At 33.8% G+C, this 18,317-nt stretch carries 19 protein-coding genes; 17 read left to right on the plus strand and 2 right to left on the minus strand.

What is annotated here, in order from left to right; all coding sequences use genetic code 11:
- Positions 1-10: 10 nt before the first annotated feature.
- Entirely contained in the window at positions 11-703 is a 693-nt protein-coding gene (locus tag QZU83_RS01280; RefSeq protein WP_295609145.1) for a CPBP family intramembrane glutamic endopeptidase, read from the minus strand.
- 1 nt (position 704) lies between these two features.
- On the opposite strand from QZU83_RS01280, the gene QZU83_RS01285 reads away from it, so the two are divergent.
- Positions 705-836 carry a hypothetical protein gene (locus QZU83_RS01285; RefSeq protein ID WP_295609146.1) on the plus strand — a complete coding sequence of 44 codons (132 nt, stop codon included), beginning with the start codon at positions 705-707 and terminating at the stop codon, positions 834-836.
- 31 nt (positions 837-867) lie between these two features.
- Here the strand turns inward: QZU83_RS01285 and QZU83_RS01290 are convergent, their stop codons facing one another.
- On the minus strand, positions 868-1,482 hold the full coding sequence (locus QZU83_RS01290; RefSeq protein WP_295609147.1) for a TetR/AcrR family transcriptional regulator: 615 nt from the start codon (positions 1,480-1,482) through the stop codon (positions 868-870).
- A gap of 282 nt (positions 1,483-1,764) precedes the next feature.
- On the opposite strand from QZU83_RS01290, the gene QZU83_RS01295 reads away from it, so the two are divergent.
- The 16 genes from QZU83_RS01295 to QZU83_RS01370 all read left to right on the plus strand — a co-directional run bounded on the left by QZU83_RS01295 (position 1,765) and on the right by QZU83_RS01370 (position 18,295).
- Entirely contained in the window at positions 1,765-2,844 is a 1,080-nt protein-coding gene (locus QZU83_RS01295; protein ID WP_295609148.1) for a glycosyltransferase family 4 protein, read from the plus strand.
- A 2-nt stretch (positions 2,845-2,846) separates the two neighbouring features.
- Positions 2,847-3,713, plus strand: coding sequence for a shikimate kinase (locus tag QZU83_RS01300; RefSeq protein ID WP_295609149.1), 867 nt, complete (start codon positions 2,847-2,849; stop codon positions 3,711-3,713).
- A gap of 131 nt (positions 3,714-3,844) precedes the next feature.
- The gene (locus tag QZU83_RS01305; RefSeq protein WP_295609150.1) at positions 3,845-4,168 is read left to right on the plus strand and encodes a chorismate mutase; all 324 of its coding nucleotides are present in this window, start codon (positions 3,845-3,847) and stop codon (positions 4,166-4,168) included.
- On the plus strand, positions 4,155-4,352 hold the full coding sequence (locus tag QZU83_RS01310; protein ID WP_295609151.1) for a 30S ribosomal protein S17e: 198 nt from the start codon (positions 4,155-4,157) through the stop codon (positions 4,350-4,352). The genes QZU83_RS01305 and QZU83_RS01310 overlap by 14 nt, the downstream gene beginning before the upstream one ends.
- Positions 4,353-4,566: 214 nt before the next feature.
- Positions 4,567-5,787 (plus strand): aspartate kinase, encoded by a 1,221-nt coding sequence (locus QZU83_RS01315; protein ID WP_295609152.1) that lies wholly within the window; start codon positions 4,567-4,569, stop codon positions 5,785-5,787.
- A complete protein-coding gene (dapA, locus tag QZU83_RS01320) occupies positions 5,784-6,677 on the plus strand; it encodes a 4-hydroxy-tetrahydrodipicolinate synthase (RefSeq protein ID WP_295609153.1) in 894 nt (297 codons plus the stop codon). Before QZU83_RS01315 ends, dapA begins: the two co-directional genes overlap by 4 nt.
- Positions 6,678-6,689: 12 nt before the next feature.
- Entirely contained in the window at positions 6,690-7,511 is an 822-nt protein-coding gene (gene dapB, locus QZU83_RS01325; RefSeq protein WP_295609154.1) for a 4-hydroxy-tetrahydrodipicolinate reductase, read from the plus strand.
- Positions 7,512-7,520: 9 nt separating this feature from the next.
- Entirely contained in the window at positions 7,521-8,570 is a 1,050-nt protein-coding gene (asd, locus tag QZU83_RS01330; protein ID WP_295609155.1) for an aspartate-semialdehyde dehydrogenase, read from the plus strand.
- A gap of 230 nt (positions 8,571-8,800) precedes the next feature.
- The gene (locus QZU83_RS01335) at positions 8,801-10,525 is read left to right on the plus strand and encodes a hypothetical protein (protein ID WP_295609156.1); all 1,725 of its coding nucleotides are present in this window, start codon (positions 8,801-8,803) and stop codon (positions 10,523-10,525) included.
- Between the two features lie 420 nt (positions 10,526-10,945).
- The gene (gene thsA, locus QZU83_RS01340; RefSeq protein WP_295609157.1) at positions 10,946-12,556 is read left to right on the plus strand and encodes a thermosome subunit alpha; all 1,611 of its coding nucleotides are present in this window, start codon (positions 10,946-10,948) and stop codon (positions 12,554-12,556) included.
- A 42-nt stretch (positions 12,557-12,598) separates the two neighbouring features.
- A complete protein-coding gene (locus QZU83_RS01345) occupies positions 12,599-13,603 on the plus strand; it encodes an adenosylcobinamide amidohydrolase (protein ID WP_295609158.1) in 1,005 nt (334 codons plus the stop codon).
- 204 nt (positions 13,604-13,807) lie between these two features.
- On the plus strand, positions 13,808-14,650 hold the full coding sequence (locus QZU83_RS01350; protein WP_295609159.1) for a winged helix-turn-helix domain-containing protein: 843 nt from the start codon (positions 13,808-13,810) through the stop codon (positions 14,648-14,650).
- A complete protein-coding gene (locus tag QZU83_RS01355) occupies positions 14,647-15,471 on the plus strand; it encodes a winged helix-turn-helix domain-containing protein (protein ID WP_295609160.1) in 825 nt (274 codons plus the stop codon). Before QZU83_RS01350 ends, QZU83_RS01355 begins: the two co-directional genes overlap by 4 nt.
- A 524-nt stretch (positions 15,472-15,995) precedes the next feature.
- The gene (locus QZU83_RS01360) at positions 15,996-17,072 is read left to right on the plus strand and encodes an NAD(P)-dependent alcohol dehydrogenase (protein WP_295609161.1); all 1,077 of its coding nucleotides are present in this window, start codon (positions 15,996-15,998) and stop codon (positions 17,070-17,072) included.
- A 61-nt stretch (positions 17,073-17,133) separates the two neighbouring features.
- Positions 17,134-17,817: an NADPH-dependent F420 reductase gene (gene npdG, locus QZU83_RS01365; RefSeq protein WP_295609162.1), complete on the plus strand. Its 684-nt coding sequence runs from the start codon at positions 17,134-17,136 to the stop codon at positions 17,815-17,817.
- A 181-nt stretch (positions 17,818-17,998) separates the two neighbouring features.
- A complete protein-coding gene (locus tag QZU83_RS01370) occupies positions 17,999-18,295 on the plus strand; it encodes a putative quinol monooxygenase (protein ID WP_295609163.1) in 297 nt (98 codons plus the stop codon).
- Positions 18,296-18,317: the final 22 nt, after the last annotated feature.

Consider the following 18,317-nt stretch of genomic DNA (forward strand, 5'->3'; position numbering starts at 1 on the left):
GTTTCCAAACTCAATTTAATTTATTTTTTTGCTGATTATTATTGCTGTATTCGAGTAGTCTTCCGACATGGCGTGTTTCAAAGAACATATCCTTTTTAGCCATGATTATAATAATTGTAACCACTGTTATTACTATTGTCTCCAGGCACTTTGTCTCTGGAGTTAACGCTATTTTCTCCTGCATGAAATTGACGAAGAAATGGAATATCATGCAAGCTAATATCGAACGGTCGCTTTCAAGATAGACCCATGTAATGACAAATCCCATAGGGATTCCGCTCACAAAAAAGTTAATCACATAAAGAGGATTCACCATAAGTCCTGCCTGATAGGTTCCTGAAATAAATATTAAAGGAAAATGCCAGAAAGACCATAGCACACCAAAAATCATGGATTCCCAAAACCAGTTCATATAGTTACCGATTGAATCCTCACAGTATCCTTTCCATCCCACCTCTTCAATTATCGAAGCGATTGTAATGGTGATAAATGCTCCTGCTATTCCAACACCAGTAAAGGAAAAGTTTTCAGTCAATGAAAACTGGTCAAGTGACTGTCCAAAGAGAAGCGACAGCAAAATAGAACAGACTATTACAATCGCAAATACAATCACGGCCCAAACTACATTAAGCCATTTTACTTTGTAAAAGCCGATAATCTTATTCTTAAAGTCTTGCTTAAGCGCATCTGATTTTGACGCCATAATGAAAACTGTAGACACAATAGCTGGAGCCATGAGACCTATCAGCATGAGTAATGGACTGATGCTTTCTGGCAAAAAGATTGCCGGAATCCAAAATATCCAGGTAAAAAGATATGCCAGGGCAAAAAATTGAACTGGTTTATATTTGTAGTTTCCGGTATTGCTCACTCGGCTGCCTCCATATCACTTTTATCAATCAGTTCATAAATGAAACTCATTGTTCCATTCTCTGCCCCGAGAAGTTTTTCAGTCATGTCTATGAAGACGGAAATGTCTCGTTCACTAAATGAACCTTCATTAAAGGTACCATCGCTGATGATAAGGAGCATCTTAACACGTTCAGTTATATTGTCGCATTCAAAGATGCCTTCATTTACTCCCTCTTTTATAACTTCAGATAAAAGTGGAGTAATAACAGAAATCAATTTTTTTCTGACTTTGTGGTGCATTAACACGTTTTCCGGCTGGAAAAGGGCATTCTTTATGGGTTGTTCTGCTTCGGTGGGCTTCATCGATGTAATCATCATGACTATTTTTTGAGGTACTGGAATATCCATTGCGATAATCTGCTCTGCCGTTTTGGTCTCACTATCGATCATCATGTCTATGACCTCTTCAAGCATCTGTTCTTTACTTTGGAAATGGTAGTAGTATGTGCCTTTAGCTATTTGCGCCCTTTCTATGATTTCGTCAACGCTGGTATTCTCATATCCCTGTGTGAGAAACATATCATATGCTATCTTTAACAACTCTTTTTTCCTTTTTTCGCCTTTTTTCATAGTTGCCTCCAAAAATAAATCCTCGGTTGGTTTTTATATTATAAATTAACATCATATTCTTGTCATTTATTTTTCGACTATTAGTCGGTTTTTTAGTTTTTAATTCTAATTTGAAAATTATACTATATAAATATTTTCACTAGGATTTAATGGTAGGTGATGATTGGATTATCTCAATTTGTAGATGTGAGGTGGTTCAACATTGATTTTTAGTAATTTTAGGATATTTATTTAAACAATAACTGTATAAAATAGTATTATAATTAGTGGAGAATTTATTTTATGAAAATAGCAATGGTTGGTCAATTTCCGCCTCATGTTGGCGGTGTGGGTGTTCATATACACACTTTATCAAAGGAACTTGTAAAACAGGGTCATGAAGTTTATGTAATCACATATCCTCATAAAAATATTCAGGATATTGATGGTATTCATGTAATAGGAACTAAAGGTCTTAACATTCCAGGTGTAAGAGGTTTGATGTTTAAGAAGAATGCCAAAAAGGCATTGGAAAACCTTTTGGAAAAGGAAGACATTGACATTATACACGGTCATTACCTGTTTCCTGCCGGAGCGGCTGCTGTGGAAGTTGGAAATGACCACAAAATAAAGACATATGTCACTGCACACGGTTCTGACATGTTTGAAGTGTATAAGAAACAACCTATTATGCGTTCCACTTTAAAAAATGTATTGAAAAAGGCTGATGTTGTTCTTGCAGTCAGCAATGCATTAAGACATGAAATCATAGCCACAGGTGTTTCAGGCATTTCTGATAAGACCAGGTTATCCTGGAATTCTGTCGACATCGACAAGTTTTCACCCGACACTAACGACTCCTTCAAAAAGGAATTCCGTCTTGAGGACAAACCTATTGTTCTTTTTGTAGGCAATTTAATCAAAAGGAAAAACGTGGAATCATTGCTTGAAGCTAAAAAAATCGCTTATGGCGATTATTATCTTGTTGTGGTTGGTGATGGGCCGTTATATAAAAAGCTCAAAAAGAAGGTCGAGGAGGAAAATATTCGTGACGTGATTTTCACAGGTTCCAGAACTGATGTTGAAAACATCATTCCGAGCTGTGACGTTTTGGTCCTGCCTTCATTTTCTGAAAGTTTCGGTTTGGTTTTAATTGAAGCTTTGGCCTGCGGCAAGCCTGTAATCGGAAGTAATGTCGGTGGAATAACTGAAATAATAACTGATGATGTTGGTTTGCTGGTAAATCCTGATAAGATTTCATCCATTGCCAGTGCAATCGATAATGTAATCACTGATGATGAATTAAGAAAGTTTTTATCATCTAATGCACGAGAAAGAGCAATAGACTTTTCTAAAGTTAATATTCCTTATGATGAGGTTTAAAAATGAAAAAAACTGTCAAATCTCCAGGTTCAGCAACAATTATAAATGCCATTGCAACAGGTTTCGGCTCCGCATTTGGTATTGGTTTGGATATAAAATGTGAGGCTAAAACAACCAATAATTCTATTTCATGTGCCAATGATGTTGGAGCGGACGATTCCCTCATGAAACTGTGTGTCGAAAAGGTTTTCAGGCATTACAGCATTGATGAAAATGAATTCGGCATTGATTTGAAAACCCACTCCACCCTGCCGATGGCGTCAGGTCTGTCAAGCAGCAGCGCTTCCTCAAATGCAATTGTCAAGGTTGTCTCTTCAATTGTCAGTGAAGAGTTTAATCTAGATCCTTTAAGCGATTTGGAAGTGATTAATATGGCGATTGACGCATCACTGGACGCAGGAGTTACAATCACAGGATCATTTGACGATGCAACTGCTTCATATTTTGGTGGAGTTGTGGTGACTGACAACAGGAATAGGGAATTCATCATACAGGAAAAAATGCAGGATTATCCCATTTTGGTTTACATGCCAAATTTCCATTCAAAATCCGGAGACTCAAATCCTGAGAGAATGAAACTGCTTGCCCCACTGGTAGAAACAGCATTTGGTTTTGCAAGACAGAAAGACTATTTCAAAGCTCTCAATTTAAATGGTCTGATTTATTCTGCAACATTGGGTTTTGATTCGACAATAGCTATCGATGCTCTCGAGGCAGGTGCAATCGCTTCAGGCCTGTCAGGTACTGGTTCTTCATTTGTAGCCATCGTCGGTGAGGATTCGATTGATGATGTTAAGCAGGCATGGCAGAAATATGAGGGAAATGTTCTGGAAACCAGAGTTGACAATGACGGTTGTGTTCTGTTATAGAAAATTTCAACCATATTATTTTTGAATCATTTTTATTTGGAATAAGCATATACTTTATATAGTAGGATAATAATAAATTATATTATTATCATTATTATCAATTTGGTGATTTTTTGACAGGTAATTATGAAATGAAAACTTTTAATAATCAACAGGAAGCTGAAGATCTTCTCAAAAAATCCAGAATTCGCATTGATGAAATTGATAATGAATTATTTGATTTAATTTCTCAAAGGACATCCCTTGCAAATGAAATTGCTCTTGCCAAGGATTATCTTGGAATGCCAATTTTTGATAAATCCAGGGAAGAGGAAGTTCATAGAAAAGTTGATGCGCTTTGTGAAGAATTAGGTCTTGATGTTGATGTTGTTGATCAAATCGTAGACATGCTAACTATATTAAGCAAGAATGAGCAGAAAAAAATTTTAAGGAGGAATGTTAATGGGCAATATTAGAACTTCATTTGTTAAACGTTTAGCAAAAGAACTTATTGAAACTCATCCTGGTGTTTTCACTACTAGTTTTGATGAAAATAAAGTATTAGTACAAGAATACTCAACTGTAAGTACTAAACATTTAAGAAATAAAATTGCTGGATATGTTACAAGGCTTGTAAGGTTACAACAAACCCAAGAATAAGCTTTTTATCATATTTTTTTACTACTTTTTTTATTATACTTTTTATTTTGTTTTGAATTTTTATATTTTTGTATAAATTTTTTAATTTTTACTTTTGAATATATTTAATTTTTTTAGCCATATTTTAGTTAAAAGTTTATTAATATGGTTAGATATAAATATATATTAATATTTTTGTTTATTCGAAAATATAGTTTTGAAATAGGTGAATTTAATGGATTTAATAGTAGCGAAATTTGGAGGAACCTCGGTTGGAGATGGTTCCAGAATAAAAAAAGCGGCGCAGTCCGTAGTAAATGAGTATATGAAAGGTAATCAGGTAGTAGTTGTAGTTTCTGCAGTCAATAAGACTACCGATGAATTAATTGGATTGTCCAATGATGCAATTGGTTCAAGTTTGACTGACAGGCAGAAGGCAGAAATTATGGCTATGGGAGAATTAACCAGTGCTAGGGTATTCTCAGCAACTATTGAATCATTAGGAGTAAAGTCCGAATTCATTGATCCGTATAATGATTTATGGCCGATAATCACTGATTCCAATTCTCTTGAAGCGAAAATTGATTTCAGCTCTACAAACAAAAAAATCAGTGGTATTGAAGACCTTATTAATCAGGGTATTATTCCTGTTATTTGCGGATTTTTAGGAAAAGGACCTAGCGGTGAAATCACAACTTTGGGAAGAGGTGGAAGTGACATCTCAGCATTTTTAATAGGTCATTGCCTTAATGCAAATGAAGTTATTATCGTCACTGATGTTGAAGGGGTAATGTCTACTGACCCTAATAAAATAGAAGAGGCAGAACTGCTTGAAGAGATATCAGTCGAAGAAATGAGGGATTTGGCAACACACGGTGCACAGGTTCTCCATCCTCATGCATTAAAATATAAAGATCCATTAATAAGTGCAAAAATTATCAATTTCGCTCACGGCGATTTAAGTACAAGGGGTACTCGTATCACTGGTCCTTTTGAAGGCGATATTCTGAAATCAGTATCACTTTACAAGGATCCTATTTCACTCATAGTTCTTGTCGGTGAGGCTATGCTTAAAAAGGTAGGACTTCTTGCTGACATAACAGGTTGTCTTGCAAAGAATAACATTAATATTTTCGGAATTTCTGCAGGTCAAAATTCTATTACAATATTCATAAACAAGAAAGATGCAGAACTTGGTTATCATCTTTTACATAATCTGGTAGTGGAAACTGATATATTGAGTTCCCTATCATTAGGCAGGGACACTGGAATGATTACTTTAGTCAGTCCAGACATTATCGAAACCCCAGGAATTATTTCAGGTATTACAGAACCACTCAGAAAAAATAACATTAACATTGTTGAAATCACATCATCTCAAACAGCAGTCGTATTGTTTGTTGATTGGGAAGATGGTGAAAAAGCATGCGATTTAGTTAACGAGGTTTTAAAATGAAATTTGAAGGAACATACGTTGCAATGGTAACTCCTTTCGATAAAAACAAAAATATTGATGAGGAAGGATTCAGATCCAACATCAACTATTTAATCGATCAGGGAGTAGATGGATTAGTTGGAGCAGGAACCACAGGTGAATCCGCTACACTTACTCATGACGAACATAAAAGAGTCATTGAAATTTTAGTGGATGAAGTTGATGGAAGAGTTCAGACAGTCGCTGGAACAGGAAGTAATGCTACTTCTGAAGCAATTTCACTTACTAAGTTTTCTGTTGATGTAGGTGCTGATGCAGCATTATTGATTACTCCATATTACAACAAACCGCAACAACATGCTTTGGTTGACCATTACAGCACTGTTGCTGCAAATTGTGATATTCCAATCATCGCATATAATGTACCATCACGTACAGGAAGCGATATTGCAGTTGAAACTGCAGTCGAGCTTGCAAAAGTCGATGGTGTTGATGCTCTTAAAGAAGCAAGCGGAAGTGTTGATAAAGTGTCTGACATTTACAGGGCACTCTGCAGAGATGGAGTTGAAGATGATTTGGACATTCTTTCCGGTGAGGATTCACTTACATTACCTCTAATGGCCGTAGGTGCAACAGGTGTAATAAGTGCGTCTGCAAACATTGATGCAAAAAGAATGGTTCTAATGGTCAACAGTATTTTAAATGATGATTACACAAGGGCATTCGAGCTTCACTATGAAATGCTTGATGTCATAAGGGCTCTTTTCATTGAAAGTAACCCGGTTCCGGTAAAAACCGCAATGAACCTTATGGGTCTTCCTTCAGGACCACTTAGACAACCTTTATGTGAAATGTTGGATGATGATTTGGAAATTCTTAAAAAAGCATTAAAAGAGTCTAATTTAATTTAAGTTGGTATTATTATGATTAAAGTCGCAGTAACTGGAGCTGCTGGAAGAATGGGCTCCGGTATTATTAGAAAAATTACAGAGCAGGATGATATGGAAGTAGTTGCTGCCATTGAAATGCCTAACACTTCTCTTGCAGGAAAAGATGCAGGTCTTCAGGCTGGAATTGATGAATTAGGCGTTAAAATTGTCGGTGCTGAAAAATTGGAAGAGATTTTAAAAGCATCTGGTGCAGAGGTATTGGTTGATTTCACCATTGCTCCTGCAGCGGTCAATGCAATTAAAGTGGCTACTTCATGTGGAGTGAACGTTGTTGTGGGAACCACTGGGTTTACTGATGAACAAATGGCTGAAAACATTAAAAACGTTAAGGAAAACAATGTTGGTGCTGTAATTTCATCCAACATGGCTATTGGTGTAAATGTTTTCTTCAACACTCTTAAGAAATTGGCTCCACTTTTATATGATTATGACATTGAAATAATTGAAGCACATCACAACCAGAAAAAGGATGCTCCTTCCGGAACTGCCATGACTGCATTTGAAGTTATTGCAAAAGAATTGGACCGTGATCCTGAAGAGGTTGGTGTTTACGGAAGAAAAGGCCTTGTCGGCAAAAGGACTTCTGAAGAAATAGGAGTTCATGCAGTTCGTGGTGGAGACATTGTCGGAGACCACACAGTAATGTTTGTCGGTGATGGTGAAAGATTGGAAGTCAAACACCAGGCACATACAAGAGAAGTATTCATTGCAGGTGTCATCAGAGCTATCAGGTATGTTCCTACTGCTCAAAAAGGTGTTGTCAGCAGTATGAATGATGTTTTAGGATTAGAATAGGTGATTAATATGGTTAATGTAGGAGTACTTGGAGCTACCGGAATGGTAGGTCAAAGATTTATCAAATTACTTGAAAACCACCCGGATTTTGAGGTTACAGCTTTGGCTGCATCTTCACGTTCTGCCGGTAAAAGATATGAGGATGCAACAACTTGGTATTTGGATAGTGAGATGCCTGAATCCGTAAAGGACATTAAAGTTATTGAAACTAATCCTGAAGCAATGGATAATGATGTTGATATTGTATTTTCTTCATTGCCTGCGGATTTTGCATTGACTGTTGAAAAGGAATATGCAAAAGATTATGTTGTCGCAAGTAATGCCAGTGCACACAGGATGAAGAAAAACATTCCATTAGTGATTCCTGAAGTAAATCCTGAGTGCTTAGACATGATCGATGCTCAACAAAAGGAAAATGATTGGGATGGATTCATTGTAACCAATCCTAATTGTTCAACTATTGCTTTGGCTTTAACATTAAAACCTATTGTTGATAATTTTGATGTTGAATCCGTAAGAGTATCAACAATGCAAGCAGTATCTGGTGCAGGTTATAATGGGGTTCCTTCCATGGCTATTGTCGATAATCTTGTTCCTTTCATTGGTAGTGAAGAAGAAAAAATGGAAAGCGAATCACTATATCTGCTGGGTTCATTTGATGGTAATGATGTAGTTAGAGCCAATTTCAAATTAAGCGCATCCTGTCATAGAGTACCTGTTATTGATGGTCATACTGAAGCGGTATTTATTGAGTTGGCTGATGACTTTGACATTGCTGATGTCAGTGACAAAATGGCAAACTTCAAAGGTTTGCCACAAGAACTAAATCTGTTCTCAGCTCCTGAAAATCCAGTAATTGTTAAAGAAGAGGAAGACAGGCCACAACCTAGAATGGACAGAAATGCAAGTAATGGTATGGCTGTTACTGTTGGCAGATTAAGAAAAGACCAAGCATTTGATAACAGTTTCAAATATGTTCTTGTTGGACATAACACCATTCGTGGAGCCGCTGGAGCTTCAATATTAAATGCTGAATTAATTAATGATAAAATACTTTAATTTTATCAATTTTTTTCTTCTATTTTTTTTAATTTTTTTTATTTTTCCCATCTGTTTTCTTATTGTTTTTATTTTCTTTTTTTGGTTTGTTTAAGGGTTTAATTTAAATAGTATAAAATAAATAATTTATAGCAAGGAATTATATTGTACAAAATATCGAAATACTCAAATTCATAAATTTTCAATAATTTGAAATTGATATTGGGATAAAATTTAAACTAAGGGATAGAATGGAAATAGGAATTGATGCTGAAAAGGATACTCTACAATCTTTAATTCGGTCTTGCCTATTGGAGCTTAATAAGTTGAAATTGGAATTAACTCAACTTGAAGTTGAAAAAGCTAATGATAATACTCCATTAAGGATTAAAGAACTCGAAAAAGACATTGTAGAAAAAGAGAAAGAAGTTTCTGTTATTAAGTTCAAAGCGGAAGATGAAATCAATCTTTTGAAAAGACAACTCGAAGAAAAAGACAGTTTAATCAAAAATCAGGAAGACAGGATTTATGAATTAGATTATGTCAATAATTCTCTTGATGAAATAAAAGAATATTTTGCTGAACAATTGAGGGATTATAAGAAAAAAGAGTTGGCTGAAGTTAACGAAAGGTTAAATGAATCCTTTAAGAGTGTTGCTGAAAAGGATGCTCAAATTATTTCTCTTTCAAGAACAATTGATGAGTATAAAATCAAGGTCATAAAACTGGAGAATAACGTAGAGTCCAAAACCCAGATTTTGGAACTTGAAAAGCAGCTTGAACTTAAAAACAATGAACTTGCTATAAAAGACAATGAAATTTCTCAAAAGGACACTCAGCTTGAGGTCTTAGTAGAAAATACAATTCCTAAAGATGATTATATTAATCTTCAGACTAATTTTGAATCCAAGATGAATGAGATGAATACTGAGATTGCAGATTTAAAAGAAAATACTATCCCTAAAAAAGAATATTTCAATCTCCAATCTCAATACGAATCTGAAATTGTTAAGTTGGATCAACAAATTAATACCCTTAAGGAAATTTCCGTTCCTAAAGATGAATATCTCACACTACAAACCAATTTGGAAACAGAATTGGCATCAAAAGATGAGCAAATTGAGTATTTAAAAGAGAAAACTGTTCCTCGTGAAGATTTTGTTGCTCTTCAATCTAAATGTGAATCTGAATTGGCATCAAAAGATGAGCAAATTGAGTATTTGAAAGAGAAAACTGTTCCTCGTGAAGATTTCATTGACCTTCAATCCAAATTTGGATCTGAATTGGCATCAAAAGATGAGCAAATTGAGTATTTGAAAGAGAAAACTGTTCCTCGTGAAGATTTTGTTGCTCTTCAATCTAAGTGTGAATCTGAATTGGCATCAAAAGATGAGCAAATTGAGTATTTGAAAGAGAAAACTGTTCCTCGTGAAGATTTTGTTGCTCTTCAATCTAAGTGTGAATCAGAATTGTCTTCAAAAGATAAAGAAATTTCTTCTAAAGATAAAGAAATCGAGTATTTAAAAGAGAAAACTGTTCCTCGTGAAGATTTCATCCAACTTCAATCTAAATGTGAATCAGAATTGGCATCTAAAAATAATCAAATTGAGTATTTGAAAGAGAAAACTGTTCCTCGTGAAGACTTTGTCACTCTTCAAACCAAATTGGAAGGTCAAATCGCTGCTAAAGAAAATGAGCTTGAATATTTAAAAGAGAAAACTGTTTCTCGTGAAGATTTCATCCAACTTCAATCTGAAATCAAATTAAAAGAGGATGAGCTCAAATACTTAAAACAGCAGACTGTTCCTCGTGAAGATTATATGGCTCTTCAAAATGAGTTGAACAGGAAAAATGATAAAATCAAAAGATTGGAAGAAATTAATACTTTCTTCAATGAGCTTCAAGAAGAACAGGAAGCTTATGATACAATCGAAAGGACTCCTCCTTTCAGGTTAGAGAAAAAACAACATAGATAAATTTAAATTCCTTTTATTGGAATTGGTTTTTGAGTCAAAATGAGACTAATCATCTCATTTTTCTTTCTATTTTTTTTAGTTTCATTATTTTTCATATGAGTATCTACATGTGTCTGTCAGTTTAATATTTTTTAGCGCCTTACTATGATATAATTCATTACTCGTCGGATAATTTTAACAAACTCTGATGTTAATGTTAAAATAATTGTGTGTAAATGTGAGTATTATTGCACTTGTTTTCCCTTCGATTTTTTGCAATGTTATTTTTCTTACTTTAATTTACTTTATACCATAAAGTATTTATATAACCTTAAACTCATGTATTAAGTAGAAAGGTTTTGTCAACACTATAACTTGTTTTCTCATGTTGATGTTTAAACTGATCTAATTATTTATAAAATTAAAAAAAGGTGATTATTTATGGCACAAGGACAACCAATTTTTATTTTACCTGAAGGTACTAACAGGTCTGTCGGTAGAGATGCACAAAGAAATAACATTTTAGCTGGTAAAGTATTAGCTGAAACTGTAAGAACTACTTTAGGTCCAAAAGGTATGGACAAAATGTTAGTTGACGGACTTGGAGACATTGTCGTAACCAACGACGGTGTAACAATCTTAAAAGAAATGGATATTGAACATCCAGCAGCAAAAATGCTCGTAGAAGTAGCAAAAACCCAAGAAGACGAAGTTGGAGACGGAACTACTACTGCAGTTATCATTGCTGGAGAATTATTAAAAAAATCCGAAGGATTACTCGACTCTGACATTCACCCAACAATCATAGCTATGGGATACAGAAAAGCAGCAGAAAAAGCACAAGAAATCTTAGATGAAATCGCAATCGATGATGTAGATTCTGAAGTATTATTAAAAGTAGCTATGACTGCTATGACTGGTAAAGGAACTGAAGCAGCACGTGAACCATTAGCAAAATTAATCGTAGATGCTGTTGAAGCTGTAGCAGATGAAGATGGCGTTGACATCGACAACATTAAAATCGAGAAAAAAGACGGAGCTGTTGTTGAAGAATCCAACTTAGTTGAAGGTGTAATTGTAGACAAAGAAAGAGTACACCCTGGTATGCCATCCGAAATCAAAGATGCAAAAATCGCATTAATCAACACTCCATTAGAAGTTAAAGAAACTGAAATGGATGCTGAAATCACAATTACTGACCCTGCTCAAATGCAAGCTTTCATCGAACAAGAAGAAAAAATGGTCAGAGACATGGTTGACAAAATCGTTGATGCTGGTGCAAACGTATTATTCGCACAAAAAGGTATCGATGACTTAGCACAACACTACTTATCCAAATCAGGCGTTTTAGCTGTAAGAAGAGTTAAAAAATCTGACATCGAAAAATTATCCAGAGCAACTGGCGCAAGCGTCATCACCAATTTAGATGACTTAACTCCAGAAGACTTAGGTAATGCAGGCATTGTCGAAGAAAGAAAAATCTCCGGTGAAGAAATGATCTTCGTAGAAGAATGCAGCGGAGCTAAATCCGTAACATTATTCGTAAGAGGAAGTACCAAACACATCGTAGATGAAATCGTAAGAGCAATCGAAGATGCAATCGGTGTTGTAGCAGCTACCGTAGAAGACGACCAAGTTGTTGCTGGTGGAGGAGCTCCTGAAATCGCAATGGCTAAAAAACTCAAAGACTACGCAGAATCCATTTCTGGCAGAGAACAATTAGCTGTAAACGCATTTGCAGAAGCTTTAGAAATCGTACCTAAAACCTTAGCTGAAAACGCAGGTTTAGACAGCATCGACTCCTTAGTAGACTTAAGAGCAGCACAAGAAGACTCATTCTACATGGGATTAGATGTATTCACTGGTGAAGTAGCAGACATGAAAGAAGCTGGCGTAATTGAACCAAAACGTGTCAAAAAACAAGCTATCCAATCTGCTTCCGAAGCAGCTGAAATGATTTTAAGAATCGATGATGTCATTGCATCAACCAAAGGCCCTGAAGACATGGGTATGGACCCATCCATGGGCGGCGGAATGCCTCCAATGATGTAAATTTAAAGAAATTTTCATAATTTCTTTTCTTTTTTTATTTTTATGAAAGACAGACTATTTTTCCTATCATCAGTTGATGATGAAATATATTATCTGAAAGATACTATTTTTGTTAAATTTAATGTTAAGCGTAACGGAATTTCCACCTCCAAGTTAAATGGAGGATTTTCCAACAACTTCAAAAGCGTTTTTAACCATCATTTATCTCAGGAAAATATTGATTATCTGGAAAACCATGATGTTGGTGATTATCTAATTCAGCATTGCTGGTCATTAAATATTGATTCTTCTTATTCAACCGGTTTGACCACTCTTGCTAGAATGAAAAACGTGAGTATTGTAACAAAATCGTTTAAAAGTTTGGAAGTTGTTGCATTGACGACTGCGGGAGTTAGAACAAATGCAGTAAGGGCAGGTGATCCTGCAGCATATTATGAGGAAAACGGCAGGTTCGGCACAATAAACACGATTATTTTAATTAATGCTCATTTGGAATATGAAACATTGCTTGAAGCGTTCATGACTGCAACCGAAGCGAAAACAGTTGCATTGAATGATTTGAAGATTCCATCACAGTACTCTAACGGCTATGCAACTGGAACAGGAACAGACGGTTTGTGCATATTTTCCAATCTGGAATCTGACAATACTCTGACAAATGCTGGAAAGCACTCCAAATTGGGGGAGTTGATTGCAAGTGCTGTTTGTGAATCCATTAAAAAGGCAGTTAAAAAACAGGTTTGGATATCTGAAAAATCACAATCAAATGCATTGGTTAGACTAAATCGTTATACCTTGGATATCAATGAGTTTTATGATAATCTGGATTGCGATAAAGAGGAATTTATTAGGCTATTGCAAAAGGATATGAAAAAACAGGATAATGTAGCAATTACAACTTCAATTTTAAACCTGATTGATGAATTTGAAAATAATTTGATTGAAAAAGAAGTGGCATTTAACCTTGCATGCTTTATAAAAGAAAATTGTGAAAGTTATCCTATAAGAAGTTTATTGGAATATTGGATTAACTATTTTATTGATTAACAAATTCGAATAATCTTCAATTCGCTATTTCTCAGTTTATTGGGTATATTTTTTATATTATTTTTTTGAACAGATATAGGCATACATAAATTTCTAATAATATAAATGATAAAATAAAATATTGATGATTAATTAGAAAGTATAAATATTTTATAAAATATAAATTAATTATACTCTGGGGAGGTTTTATTAGTGGGGAACACATTGGATAAAAACAATTTCTTAAATTTTCAAGATGACCTTAAGTTTTTAATTAACTCTGAAATTCGTTTGAAAATTTTAGGATGTTTATATAACTCTTCGGCATCAATTAAAGAAATAGAAGAAAAAACCGGCTATAGCTATAGTTCTATACTTGATAATATTAATAAACTGGAACAAAGAAAATTTATTTACAGTATTGATGACAAATTTTATTTATTCAATAAAACAAAGATTAAATTAACTAATGTGCTTTATTTTAACAAAGCATGCACTTTTTTAAAAGAAAAATCTGATTTTTTAAATTATTCTCTTATAGATATTAATATTGATACCATTAAAGATTTATCTGCATTTGAGGGATCTAAATTAATCGAATCCAATAATGTTGATTTATTTAAAGCTACTGAAATTTTTCAACGTTCATTGATGGGATTTAAATTTTTAAAAGGAATATTTCCTTATTTCCATCCAAAACATGATGATATTATAAGCTATTGGATTGATAATGATTGTACTGTTGAATTGATTCTTCCCGATGAGGTTTCCGAAGCTGTAAAAAATTTTATTAAAGATTATGTGCCTAAAAGTCCAAACATTAAAAATAAATTTGTCAAATTAAAACCTAATGACTGCAATATTCAATTTGCATTCACAGTTTCTGATAAATGTTTGGTACTGGCGTTTTATACTAAAAATGGGGAGTTCAATCAAAATGCGGTTATCACTTCCACTAGTCAAGAGGCTATCGAATTCGGATTGAAACTTTTTGATGAATATGAAAAATTATGCGGGGATTATGTTTCATTAGAAGACATTATTTATCCAAACGGCAGGGGGGAATGATTATTAGCTCCAATTTTTTTGATGAAAATAGCAATTTAAGTGATTTTAATTATCTAAAATTTATTCTTTCATCTGAAACAAGATTAAAATTATTGCTTAGTTTATATGAATCCAGTAAAACTGTTAAAGAACTTGAATCAGAGTTCAATAGAAAATCAGGGAATATTTCTAGAGGGCTAAACGATTTGAAATCTTGTAAATTTATTACACGTTTGCCGAATAGGCAATATGCTGTTACATCAATAGGTTTTTTATTTGCAAAGAATTTACAAAACCTATCATCTAATTTTGATAATATTGACAATCAAGAGAGATTTTGGGAAGACCATGCTATTAAATCAATACCGAATCGTTTTTTAAAAGACATTTCTTCCTTTAGCGGGGTTTCATCTGTAAAGTCCAATATCACAGAATTCGCTAAGCCTATAAATGTATATCTGGAAAATATAAAGGAATCTACAGATATCTGTATGATTTTGCCGGTATTTTCAAAGATTTTCATGGATTCAATATATGAAGCTTTAATTGACCATGAAGGGCATTTGGATTTATTAACTGCTAAAACAATTTATGATTTAATTGTCAAATCCGATTCTGATAATTATTTCAAGGCATTGGTTCGGGATAAAAAGATTGATTATTATATTGTTGAAGATCTGTCAAATATCTTTTTTACTGTCTCTGACAAGTTTGCATCAATATTTTTATTTTATGATGATTCTGTCTTTGATAATTCTGAAATGCTTTTAGTTGATGAAGAATCTGGTATTGATGATGCTTATAGGTTCTATTATTCTTATAAAAATTATATTTTGAAATAATTTTTTTATTTTTTTTATTCGTTTTTTTTTTAAAATTATCTTTTTTTCACTGATATGAATATATTAATTTTATATCATCAACATGAATTTTTTGCATCAACATGAATTTTTTACATCAACTCATAATCATGAAATTTAATTTTAATTTTTTAATTCAATCATCTATTTTCATTGGCTCTGTGAATTTTTTGCATATTTTTTAGTATTTTTATTTTCATATAAATTAAAATCACTCTAATAAAAAATTATCAAGATTCCTTAAAAATATTATTTAATCTATATTTATCTAGTAATACTAAAAATTTACGTGGTTAAGTAGTAACTTTTATATATGGGGCTTGTAATATATTAAAATAGAAAACATTTGTATTCTATTTAGTTATTTCTAAATTAACATGTTTTTAATCATGTTTTTTAATGAAATACGTGTTTGGAGGGGTTATTTATAAACATTTTTTGTTTATATTTCCTTATTTTTCCACTTAAATTTTATATGAATGTTTTAATTAAAAGAGGTGAAAAAAATGGCAACTTTTAAAGGATTTGCAATGAAAAGACTCAATGAAATCGGATGGGTAGAAAAAGAAGTTCCTGAATGTGGACCAATGGATGCAATCATTAAACCAACTTGTGTATCTCCATGTACTTCCGATATCCACACTGTATGGGAAGGTGCTATCGGTGACAGAAGAGACATGATTTTAGGTCACGAAGCTGTTGGTGAAGTTGTTCAAGTAGGTGACATGGTTAAAAAATTCAAACCTGGTGACCGTGTAATTGTTCCTGCTATTACTCCTGACTGGGATGATGAAGCAGCACAAAGAGGATTCCCATCTCAAACAACCGAACCTCTCGGTGGTTGGAAATTCTCCAACTTCAAAGACGGTGTATTCGGTGAAAGATTCCACGTAAACATGGCAGACGCAAACTTAACATTCATCCCTGACGGATTATCCGATGAAGGTGCATGTATGTTAACCGACATGTGGTCTACCGGTATGATGGGTTCCGAAAACGCAGACATTCCTTTAGGTGGATCTGTATTAGTTATCGGTATTGGTGCTGTAGGTCTTTCCGCTATTGCTGGTGCTAAATGTTTAGGTGCAGGAAGATTATTCGCAGCAGGTACTCGTCCAATTTCCGTTGAAGTTGCTAAAAAATACGGCGCAACCGACATCATCAACTACAAAAACGGACCAATCGACGAACAAGTAAGAGAATTAACTGATGGCGCTGGTGTAGACTCAGTAGTTATTGCAGGTGGTAACTTAGAAAACACATGGGCTGAAGCTATTAAATCTGCAAAAGCAGGAGGAACCGTATCCAACGTAAACTACTTAAGTGGTGCTGACAACGTATTAATCCCTCGTGTAGAATGGGGTTGCGGTATGTCCAACATCAACATTAAAAACGGATTATGTCCTGGTGGAGCAGTAAGAATGGAAAGACTTGCTGACTTAGCATTATGCGGCAGACAAGACCCAGAATTATTAGTTACCCACAAATTCAAAGGTCTTGAAAAAATCGAAGATGCTTTACTCTTGATGAAAGACAAACCTAAAGACTTAATCAAACCTGTAGTAATGTTAGATCTCGACTAGATATAGTTTATGTAATGATCTTATCATTACATATTATTTCTTTTTTTTATAAGGTGATATTATGAAAGTTGCAGTTATTGGCGGAACTGGTCCACAAGGTCTCGGAATTGCAAAAAGATTTGCAATTGAAGGTGTTGAAGTAATTGTTGGATCCCGTAAAGAAGAAAAAGCTTTAAGCATAGTTGAAGAAACAATTGAAGAACTTAAAGATTATGATTTGAATATGGTAGGTATGGCTAATGAAGATGCAGCAAAAGCAGGAGATATCTTAATTCTCACTGTGCCTCTTGCAGCTCAAAAACCTACACTTGAAGGAATTAAAGAATTTTGTGCTGATAAAATTGTTCTTGATGCAACTGTTCCTCTTGAAACAGCTATCGGCGGAAAACCATTCCGTTTCATTGATTTAATGGAAGGATCTGCTGCAGAAAGGACTGCTAAAATCCTTGAAGGAACCGGCGCAAAAGTAATATGTGCATTCTGTAATATCAGTAACTCCCATTTATCCAATATTCCAAATGAAATCGACTGTGATTGTTTAATTGCAGGAGATGATAAGGAAGCTAAAGAAGTTGCAATTGAACTTATAGATAAACTTCCTGGTATTCAAGCAATCGACTGCGGAATATTAGAAAAATCAAGGATAATTGAAAAAATCACTCCATTATTAATCGGATTGAATATTAAATACAGATCCCATTATGGAGGACTTAGAATTACTGGAATCCCACAGTTCGAGAAATAAGATTGAAAATTTGAGTAATTTTTATACTGCTCTATTAGTAAAATAGTTGTCTTAAAATAAAATTGGTATTACTAATATATTTAATTTCAACTTCAGTTAAATATTTGGGAAATTATGTCCATCTCTATTCCATAATTTCTTAATATTTAACTTAAGATTCCTTAATTATGAGGTGATTTTAATGATAATGGTTTTAGCAAAAGCAATTCCTAAAGATGAAGATGCATGTGCAAAAATTGTAGAATTTGCACAAGATTTAATTGAGAACACTAAAAAAGAAGAAGGAAATATAGATTATAATTTATATTCCAATACTGCAGATGGCACATTGTTATTTGTAGAACAATGGGAATCAAAAGAAATTTTAGGTTCACATTTACAAACAGATCATTTCATCAGATTCGGAGAAAATATTCAAGATTTAGTTGCAACCGAACTCATCATTGATGTTTTTGATGCAAATGCTGTAGATCTTTAAATTTTCTTTTTTTCTTTTTTGA

The sequence above is a fragment of the uncultured Methanobrevibacter sp. genome (assembly GCF_902771435.1).
Taxonomy (GTDB): domain Archaea; phylum Methanobacteriota; class Methanobacteria; order Methanobacteriales; family Methanobacteriaceae; genus Methanocatella.

What these genes read in the sequence shown, in the direction of transcription:
- QZU83_RS01280 (WP_295609145.1), bottom strand. Translation starts at nt 703, where the DNA reads ATGGCGTCAAAATCAGATGCGCTTAAGCAAGACTTTAAGAATAAGATT.
- QZU83_RS01285 (WP_295609146.1), top strand. Translation starts at nt 705, where the DNA reads ATGAAAACTGTAGACACAATAGCTGGAGCCATGAGACCTATCAGCATG.
- QZU83_RS01290 (WP_295609147.1), bottom strand. Translation starts at nt 1,482, where the DNA reads ATGAAAAAAGGCGAAAAAAGGAAAAAAGAGTTGTTAAAGATAGCATAT.
- QZU83_RS01295 (WP_295609148.1), top strand. Translation starts at nt 1,765, where the DNA reads ATGAAAATAGCAATGGTTGGTCAATTTCCGCCTCATGTTGGCGGTGTG.
- QZU83_RS01300 (WP_295609149.1), top strand. Translation starts at nt 2,847, where the DNA reads ATGAAAAAAACTGTCAAATCTCCAGGTTCAGCAACAATTATAAATGCC.
- QZU83_RS01305 (WP_295609150.1), top strand. Translation starts at nt 3,845, where the DNA reads ATGAAAACTTTTAATAATCAACAGGAAGCTGAAGATCTTCTCAAAAAA.
- QZU83_RS01310 (WP_295609151.1), top strand. Translation starts at nt 4,155, where the DNA reads ATGGGCAATATTAGAACTTCATTTGTTAAACGTTTAGCAAAAGAACTT.
- QZU83_RS01315 (WP_295609152.1), top strand. Translation starts at nt 4,567, where the DNA reads ATGGATTTAATAGTAGCGAAATTTGGAGGAACCTCGGTTGGAGATGGT.
- dapA (WP_295609153.1), top strand. Translation starts at nt 5,784, where the DNA reads ATGAAATTTGAAGGAACATACGTTGCAATGGTAACTCCTTTCGATAAA.
- dapB (WP_295609154.1), top strand. Translation starts at nt 6,690, where the DNA reads ATGATTAAAGTCGCAGTAACTGGAGCTGCTGGAAGAATGGGCTCCGGT.
- asd (WP_295609155.1), top strand. Translation starts at nt 7,521, where the DNA reads ATGGTTAATGTAGGAGTACTTGGAGCTACCGGAATGGTAGGTCAAAGA.
- QZU83_RS01335 (WP_295609156.1), top strand. Translation starts at nt 8,801, where the DNA reads ATGGAAATAGGAATTGATGCTGAAAAGGATACTCTACAATCTTTAATT.
- thsA (WP_295609157.1), top strand. Translation starts at nt 10,946, where the DNA reads ATGGCACAAGGACAACCAATTTTTATTTTACCTGAAGGTACTAACAGG.
- QZU83_RS01345 (WP_295609158.1), top strand. Translation starts at nt 12,599, where the DNA reads ATGAAAGACAGACTATTTTTCCTATCATCAGTTGATGATGAAATATAT.
- QZU83_RS01355 (WP_295609160.1), top strand. Translation starts at nt 14,647, where the DNA reads ATGATTATTAGCTCCAATTTTTTTGATGAAAATAGCAATTTAAGTGAT.
- QZU83_RS01360 (WP_295609161.1), top strand. Translation starts at nt 15,996, where the DNA reads ATGGCAACTTTTAAAGGATTTGCAATGAAAAGACTCAATGAAATCGGA.
- npdG (WP_295609162.1), top strand. Translation starts at nt 17,134, where the DNA reads ATGAAAGTTGCAGTTATTGGCGGAACTGGTCCACAAGGTCTCGGAATT.
- QZU83_RS01370 (WP_295609163.1), top strand. Translation starts at nt 17,999, where the DNA reads ATGATAATGGTTTTAGCAAAAGCAATTCCTAAAGATGAAGATGCATGT.